This window comes from Kitasatospora sp. NPDC003701 (genome assembly GCF_053587085.1).
Genome location: NZ_JBSFNM010000002.1, coordinates 324620 through 332343, shown reverse-complemented (window position 1 = coordinate 332343; position 7724 = coordinate 324620). Strand labels below are relative to the sequence as shown.

5 protein-coding genes and 1 pseudogene are annotated in these 7724 nt (G+C 72.1%); all 6 read left to right on the top strand.

What is annotated here, in order from left to right; all coding sequences use genetic code 11:
- A pseudogene (locus tag ACWDRR_RS03630) lies at positions 1 to 252 on the top strand (hypothetical protein); the annotation flags it as partial.
- A gap of 338 nt (positions 253 to 590) precedes the next feature.
- On the top strand, positions 591 to 2927 hold the full coding sequence (locus ACWDRR_RS03625; RefSeq protein ID WP_449770521.1) for a M4 family metallopeptidase: 2337 nt from the start codon (positions 591 to 593) through the stop codon (positions 2925 to 2927).
- Positions 2928 to 3232: 305 nt separating this feature from the next.
- Positions 3233 to 4555 carry an ammonium transporter gene (locus tag ACWDRR_RS03620; protein ID WP_449770520.1) on the top strand — a complete coding sequence of 441 codons (1323 nt, stop codon included), beginning with the start codon at positions 3233 to 3235 and terminating at the stop codon, positions 4553 to 4555.
- Complete coding sequence (locus ACWDRR_RS03615) at positions 4552 to 4890, top strand: P-II family nitrogen regulator (RefSeq protein ID WP_380577530.1); 339 nt, start codon at positions 4552 to 4554, stop codon at positions 4888 to 4890. The genes ACWDRR_RS03620 and ACWDRR_RS03615 overlap by 4 nt, the downstream gene beginning before the upstream one ends.
- 701 nt (positions 4891 to 5591) lie before the next feature.
- A complete protein-coding gene (locus ACWDRR_RS03610) occupies positions 5592 to 7340 on the top strand; it encodes a carbohydrate-binding module family 20 domain-containing protein (RefSeq protein ID WP_449770519.1) in 1749 nt (582 codons plus the stop codon).
- Between the two features lie 137 nt (positions 7341 to 7477).
- On the top strand, positions 7478 to 7699 hold the full coding sequence (locus ACWDRR_RS03605) for a hypothetical protein (protein ID WP_449770518.1): 222 nt from the start codon (positions 7478 to 7480) through the stop codon (positions 7697 to 7699).
- The last annotated feature ends 25 nt before the right edge of the window (positions 7700 to 7724 follow it).

Sequence of the window (7724 nt, the reverse complement as noted above, 5' to 3'; positions counted from 1 at the left end):
GCGGCCGCCGCCCGCCAGGGGTTCCGCCACGGTGTCGCTTCCTTCCTCGAACTGGTCTGCCTGGAACGGGCGGCCGACGCCGGCCCCAGCGAGGCGCCCGGCGAGCGGGTGGCCGAAAACCGCCTCCGGCACGGCCGGAAAGGTGAGGTGACGGATCCGCCCGGCGGCCCGGTCCACCAGGTGGACTCCGGGTGGGCCCTGAGTGCTGGTCAGTGCCCGCCGGAAGTGATCGAACCTTTCGGGCGGCAATGAAAACCGTCGTCGGTAGTTCCCACGCCCGTAACACGGACGGCGGTCCGACGGATGAACGGACCCGGTAGCTAATCGGCCAATCCGTGGCATGCATCTGTCATTAACGGCTCGTTTGCTGCCACGATTCCCCCGGCTGCAGACGAGGGGGCCCCACCCCCCGGTGCGGCTGTCCCAGGTCAGGTACAGCGCCTCTTCCTGTCAGCAACTGCTCGGCAAACTGCTCCGCAACCGCACCCGCGCCGCGCACCCGGCGGCGGGGGCCCCCACTGCGCCGCAACCCTGCGGCCAGGTTCTCTCCACCGCACGCGCACCCCGCGGCGGTCGGAAAAGGAGTCCGCATGTCGCGTTACACCCAGGCTCGGAAGGCAGCGGTTGTCATGGCCGCCTCCACCGCGCTGCTGGTGACCGGTATCCCCGTCATCGCGCAGGCCGCCACCCCGGACGCGCCGGCTGCCGTCGCCGCCCAGCAGGCGAGCCGCGCCCAGCTGATCGCCTCCGCGACCCAGCAGACCGCCACCCTCGCCCAGGCCCTCGGCCTCGGCAGCGAGGAGAAGCTGGTCACCAAGGACGTCGTCCAGGACGCCAACGGCGCCCGCCACCTGCGCTACGAGCGCACCTACGCCGGACTTCCGGTGCTCGGCGGCGACCTGATCGTCCACCAGGACGCCACCGGCGCCACCCAGGGTGTGACCAAGGCCGCCGAGGCCGCTCTGACCGGTGTGAGCACCACGCCGAAGCTGGCCGCGCCGGCCGCGCAGTCGGCCGCGCTCGCCGCCGAGTCGGGCGCCTCGCTGGAGAACGCGCCCCGCCTGGTGGTCTGGGCCGCCGACAACAGCCCGCGGCTGGCCTGGGAGACGGTCGTCGCCTCCACCGAGTCGGACGGCACCCCGAGCAAGCTGCACGTGGTCACCGACGCGACCTCCGGCCAGGTCATCCAGAAGTTCGAGGGCGTCAAGACCGGCACCGGCAAGGGCGTCTTCGTCGGCAACGTCACCGTCGGCACGACGCAGTCGGGCTCGACGTACCAGCTCAAGGACGGCACCCGCGGTGGGATGTACACCACCAACCTGAACCACGGGACCACGGGCACCGGCACCCTGTACACCAAGTCCACCGACAGCTGGGGCGACGGCACCGTCGCCAACAGCGAGTCCGCCGCGGTCGACGCCCACTTCGGCGTCTCGGCGACCTGGGACTACTACAAGAACACCTTCGGCCGCAACGGCATCCGCAACGACGGTGCCGGCGCCTACAGCCGCGTCCACTACGGCCAGAACTACGTCAACGCGTTCTGGGACGACACCTGCTTCTGCATGACGTACGGCGACGGCGACGGCAACACCCACCCGCTGACCGAGCTCGACGTCGCGGGCCACGAGATGAGCCACGGCGTCACCGCCGCCACGGCCAACCTCAACTACTCGGGTGAGTCCGGCGGCCTCAACGAGGCCACCTCGGACATCTTCGGCACCATGGTCGAGTTCTACGCCAACATCCCCACCGACAACCCCGACTACCTCATCGGTGAGTTGATCAACATCAACGGGGACGGCACCCCGCTGCGCTACATGGACAAGCCCTCCAAGGACGGCGGCTCCGCCGACTACTGGTCCTCCACCGTCGGCAACAAGGACGTCCACTACTCCTCGGGCGTCGCCAACCACTTCTTCTACCTGCTGTCCGAGGGCAGCGGCGCGAAGGTCATCAACGGCGTCAGCTACAACTCGCCGACCCAGGGCAACATCACCGTCACCGGCATCGGCCGGGACAAGGCCGCGGCGATCTGGTACAAGGCCCTCACCACCTACATGACCTCCACCACCAACTACGCCGCGGCGCGCACCGCGACGGAGAAGGCGGCCACCGACCTCTACGGCGCGGGCAGCCCCGAGCTCCTCGCGGTCGGCACCGCCTGGGCGGGCGTCAACGTCGGTACCGTGCCCACCAACCCGGGTGGCGTCACCGTCACCAGCCCGGGCAACCAGAGCACCAAGGTCGGCACCGCGGTCAGCCTGAGCATCAAGGCCAACGGCGGCACCGCGCCGCTGACCTACTCGGCCACCGGCCTGCCGGCCGGCTTGTCGATCAACGCCTCGACCGGCCTGATCAGCGGCACCCCGACCGCCGTCGGCACGTCCAACGTGACCGTCACGGCCAAGGACGCGGCGAACAAGACCGGCACCGCGAGCTTCACCTGGACCGTCACCGACAGCAGCAGCACCTGCACCCCGGCGCAGCTGCTCGGCAACGCCGGCTTCGAGACCGGTAGCGCCGCGCCGTGGACCGCCTCCAGCGGTGTCGTCGACAACAGCGCCTCGCAGGCCGCGCACGGCGGTTCGTGGAAGTCCTGGCTGAACGGCTACGGCTCCACCCACTCGGACAACCTCTCGCAGACGGTGACCATCCCGGCCGGCTGCAAGGCCTCGCTCAGCTTCTACCTGCACATCGACACCGCGGAGTCCGGCTCCACGGTGTACGACAAGCTGGCCGTCACGGTCAACGGCACCGCGCTGAAGACCTACTCCAACGTGGACGCGGCCGCCGGCTACCAGCTGCGCACCTTCGACCTCTCGTCCTACGCGGGCCAGACGGTCACCCTGAAGTTCGCCGGCACCGAGGACGCCTCGCTGCAGACCAGCTTCGTGATCGACGACACCTCGATCGCCACCAGCTGACCCCCGCCCCGGCGGTCGGCAGGGCCCGGTAGGGCCCGGTAGAACCAAGCAGGACAGGGAGCAGGGCCCGGCAGCCACGGCTGTCGGGCCCTGCGTCCGTCCGTGCGGGGGGTCGGGTGTGCGTGCCGCCGTCGAACGCGGGTGCGTGAGCTTTCGGAAACCGGTCGGCAACTGCGGGGCAACCGCCGGGCAACACGAAACACGGGCGAAACGTGTCCGTCCGCAACCAGAAATCCGTCCTCGCGACACTCTCCCAATCGACCCGCGCTCCCCCCTGGCGCGGGCCCGTGGGAAGGCACGCCCCTATGTTCCTGGCTGACCCGTCGCCCGGCCTCGACACCGGTGACACCGCCTGGCTGCTGGCCAGTACCGCCCTCGTCCTGCTGATGACCCCCGGCCTCGCGCTGTTCTACGGCGGCATGGTCCGCACCAAGAGCGTGCTCAACATGATCATGATGAGCTTCGTCTCCATCGCCGTGGTCACCGTGGTCTGGCTGCTGGCCGGCTACTCGCTCGCGTTCGGCCCGGACGTCGGCGGCTGGGGCCTGATCGGCGGCACGGACCACCTCGGGATGGCCGGAATCACCCCCTCCTCGCTCACCGGGCACGTCCCCACGGTGCTGTTCGCCACCTTCCAGCTGACCTTCGCGATCATCACCGCCGCGCTGATCAGCGGCGCCATCGCCGACCGCGCGCGGTTCGGTTCCTGGGTCGCCTTCACCGCCGTCTGGACGCTGCTGGTCTACGTCCCGGTGGCGCACTGGGTGTTCGCGCCCGGCGGGTGGATCCTGTCGAGGCTCGGCGCGCTCGACTTCGCCGGCGGCACCGTGGTCGAGGTCAACTGCGGCGCCAGCGGCCTGGCCCTGGCCCTGCTGCTCGGCCCCCGGATCGGCTTCCGGAAGGAGGCGATGCGCCCGCACAGCCTGCCCCTGGTGCTGCTCGGCGCGGGCCTGCTCTGGTTCGGCTGGTTCGGCTTCAACGCGGGCTCGGCGCTGGGCGCCAACGGCCTGGCCGCGTCCGCCCTGCTCAACACCCAGGCGGCCGGCTGCACCGGGCTGCTCGGCTGGCTGCTGGTCGAGAAGCGCCGGGACGGCCACGCCACCACGCTGGGCGCCGCCTCCGGCGCGGTGGCCGGCCTGGTCGCCATCACCCCCTCCTGCGGGAGCGTCGACCTGGTCGGTGCGCTGGTGATCGGGCTGGCGGCGGGCGTGGTCTGCTCGTACGCCGTCAGCTGGAAGTTCCGCTTCGGCTTCGACGACTCGCTGGACGTGGTGGGCGTGCACTTCGTGGCCGGCGTCATCGGCACCGCGCTGATCGGCCTCTTCGCCAGCGCGGCGATGACCGGCGGCCCGATCGGCCTGCTGCACGGCGGGGGCCTCGGCCAACTCGGCAAGCAGCTGGTCGCGGTGGCCGCCGTCGCGGTGTACGCCTTCGCCATGACGTACGGGATCGGGCGGGCGATCGACCGGGTGATGGGCTTCCGGGCCACCGAGGAGCACGAACTCACCGGCCTGGACCTCGCCGTGCACGCCGAGACCGCGTACGATCACGGCGTCCTGGGCCACGGTACGACCGCCCACGCCACCACCGTGCTCACGCACTCGTCCGACAGGACCCCCGCCGCATGAAGCTGATCACCGCGATCGTCAAGCCGTTCAAGCTGGACGAGGTCAAGAACGCCCTGCAGGCCATCGGCGTGCACGGACTGACCGTCACCGAGGCCAGCGGGTACGGGCGCCAGCACGGGCACACCGAGGTCTACCGGGGTGCCGAGTACCGGATCGACCTGGTGCCCAAGGCCCGGATCGAGGTGGTGGTCGAGGACGCCGACGCCGAGCAGGTGATGGAGGAGATCGTCCGCGCCGCCCGGACCGGGAAGATCGGCGACGGCAAGGTCTGGGCGGTGCCGGTGGAGACCGTCGTCCGGGTCCGCACCGGCGAACGCGGGCCGGACGCCGTGTAGTTCGGGCGCCCGTCCGGGGGCGGCGGCCGTCACGGGCCCCCGCCACCCGTCGGCGGCGGTCTGCCCCCGCCGCCCGCGTGCGAACGGCGGTTCGGCCCTGGTGCGGCGCGGGCCGGGCGGTGGGTCGTCCGGCCCGCGCGGCGTGCCGTTGGCACGATCGGCGCCACCCGGGCGCCGTCCGGGCGGGACGCCCGGATGCGAGGGGCCGTCCCCGCCGCCGCGCGGCCGGCCCCGGACCGGGAACATCTCGGCGGGAGTGGCCCGGACGAGGTCCTGGGCCCGTGCCGGCCGCCGCACCTCAGGTGGGCGCCCCGGAAGAGCCGTCCGGCCCGGTCGGGCGCGAACTCCTCGAAGTCGCCCCGCCCTGCTCATGCCGGCCCCCGCGTGCCGCCCGCCGGCCGCCCGCCGGCGTCGCCGCTGTCCACGCCGCGGCCCCCGCGTGCCGCCCGTCGGCCACCGCTGTCCACGCCGCGGCCCCCGCGGGCCGCCCGCCGGCCGTCCACCGCTGTCGCCGCTGTCCACGCCGCGGCGCACGGGAAAGTCGCACACGAGCTTTCCGGAGCTGCAGAAACGTTGTTCCCAAGGCCTTGACGGGCCCTCACCGCGACCTTAGGTTCAGCGCTGCAAGTTTCCAGCAAGTTTCAGCAATCTTTCACGAGCGGTACCCCAGGCTGCCCCCACCCCAGCCCCCAGGAGACATCGTGGTCACCTACGCCCCCACCCGCCGGCCTGCCCGGACGGTCGGCGCGCTCACCGCCTCGGCGGCGCTCGCACTCTCGCTCACCGCGGCGTTCGGCGCCGCCCCCACCGCCCAGGCCGCCCCGCCGGGCAACGGCAAGGACGTCACGGCCACGCTCTTCGAGTGGCGCTTCGCCTCCGTCGCCAAGGCCTGCACCGACACCCTCGGTCCGAAGGGCTACGGCTTCGTCGAGGTCTCGCCGCCCCAGGAGCACATCCAGGGCGGCCAGTGGTGGACGTCCTACCAGCCGGTGAGCTACAAGATAGCCGGGCGCCTCGGCGACCGGGCGTCCTTCAAGAGCATGATCGACACCTGCCACGCGGCGGGCGTCAAGGTGATCGCCGACTCGGTGATCAACCACATGTCGGCCGGCTCCGGGACGGGCACCGGCGGCACGAACTACACCAAGTACACCTACCCCGGGTACTACCAGGACCAGGACTTCCACTCCTGCCGCACCGCGATCAGCAACTACGCCGACCGCTCGAACGTGCAGAACTGCGAACTGGTCAACCTCTCCGACCTGAACACCGGCAGCGGCTACGTCCAGCAGACCATCGCCGGCTACCTGAACGACCTGGCCTCGCTCGGCGTCGACGGCTACCGGATCGACGCGGCCAAGCACATCGCCGCCGCCGACCTCGCCGCGATCAAGGCGAAGACCGCCAACCCCAACGCCTACTGGGTGCAGGAGGTCATCTACGGCGCGGGCGAGCCGATCCAGCCCACCGAGTACACCGGCACCGGCGACGTCGACGAGTTCCGCTCCGGCACCTGGCTGAAGAGCGCCTTCCAGGGCGGCCGGATCGCCGACCTCGCCGGCTGGGGCTCCGGGCTGCTGCCGGGCGACAAGGCCCGCACCTTCGTCGACAACTGGGACACCGAGCGCAACGGCTCCACGCTGACCTACAAGGACGGCTCCGCGTACACCCTGGCCAACGTCTTCATGCTGGCCAACCCCTACGGCTCGCCCAACGTCTACTCCGGCTACGCCTTCTCCGGCCACGACGACGGCCCGCCGAACGGCGGCACCGTCAACGCCTGCTACAGCGACGGCTGGAACTGCACCCACGCCTGGCGCCAGGTCGCCAACATGGTGGGCTTCCGCAACGCGGTGGCGGGTACCGGGATCACCAACTGGTGGTCCAACGGCAACAACGCGATCGCCTTCGGGCGCGGCGGCAAGGGCTTCGTGGCGATCAACCGCGAGCCGGGCCCGGTCACCCAGACCTTCCAGACCTCGCTGCCGGCCGGCTCCTACTGCGACGTCCAGCACGGTGACCCGACGTCCGGCGGCTGCAGCGGCCCGTCCTACACCGTCGGTCCGGACGGCCGCTTCACCGCCACCGTCGGCGCGGGCGACGCGGTCGCCCTGTACGTGGGCGCTCCCGGCAGCGCCGGCGGCGGCACGCCGGTGAGCGGCGGCGCGTCCTTCGCGGTCAACGCGACCACCGTCCTCGGGCAGAACATCTTCGTGGTCGGCAACACCGCGGCGCTCGGCGCCTGGGACCCGGCCAGGGCGCTGCCGCTCTCCTCGGCCGCCTACCCGGTCTGGAAGCTGGACGTGGCGCTGCCGGCCGGGACGGCCTTCGAGTACAAGTACGTCCGCAAGGACGCCTCCGGGGCCGTGACCTGGGAGTCCGGCGCCAACCGGACGGCGACGGTGCCGGCGTCGGGCGGCGTGGTCCTGAACGACACCTGGCGCGGCTGATCCCCCGTGACGGCCGCCGCCCGCCCCCTGCGTCGGGTGGGCGGCGGCCGTCAGCGCGCCGCCCGGGGATTCCCCCGCGCGAGTGGCCCGGCGCGGTTCGGCCCGCCGGGACGGGCGGACGCTGCCAGCATCACGGGATGAGAACCACCCCCGCCGTCCTCGACGTCGAGCTCTGCGGCGGCCGCTGGGACGGCCACCGCAAGCGGGTCAACGCCGTGGCCCCGCCGCCCTCGCTGCGGATGGTGCTGCGGGCCGAACTGCCCGCCGCCGAGGCCGGCGAGTACTGGCCGACCACCAGCGTCTACCGGCTGGACGGGACCGGCGGCCGGCGGCGCTACCGCTACTCCCACGACGAGTAGCGCCCGGCGCACGGTGCCCGCCGGG

Bases quoted from the DNA above. Each gene is read 5' to 3' on its own strand.
- ACWDRR_RS03625 (WP_449770521.1), top strand. From the start codon at position 591: ATGTCGCGTTACACCCAGGCTCGGAAGGCAGCGGTTGTCATGGCCGCC.
- ACWDRR_RS03615 (WP_380577530.1), top strand. From the start codon at position 4,552: ATGAAGCTGATCACCGCGATCGTCAAGCCGTTCAAGCTGGACGAGGTC.
- ACWDRR_RS03620 (WP_449770520.1), top strand. From the start codon at position 3,233: ATGTTCCTGGCTGACCCGTCGCCCGGCCTCGACACCGGTGACACCGCC.
- ACWDRR_RS03605 (WP_449770518.1), top strand. From the start codon at position 7,478: ATGAGAACCACCCCCGCCGTCCTCGACGTCGAGCTCTGCGGCGGCCGC.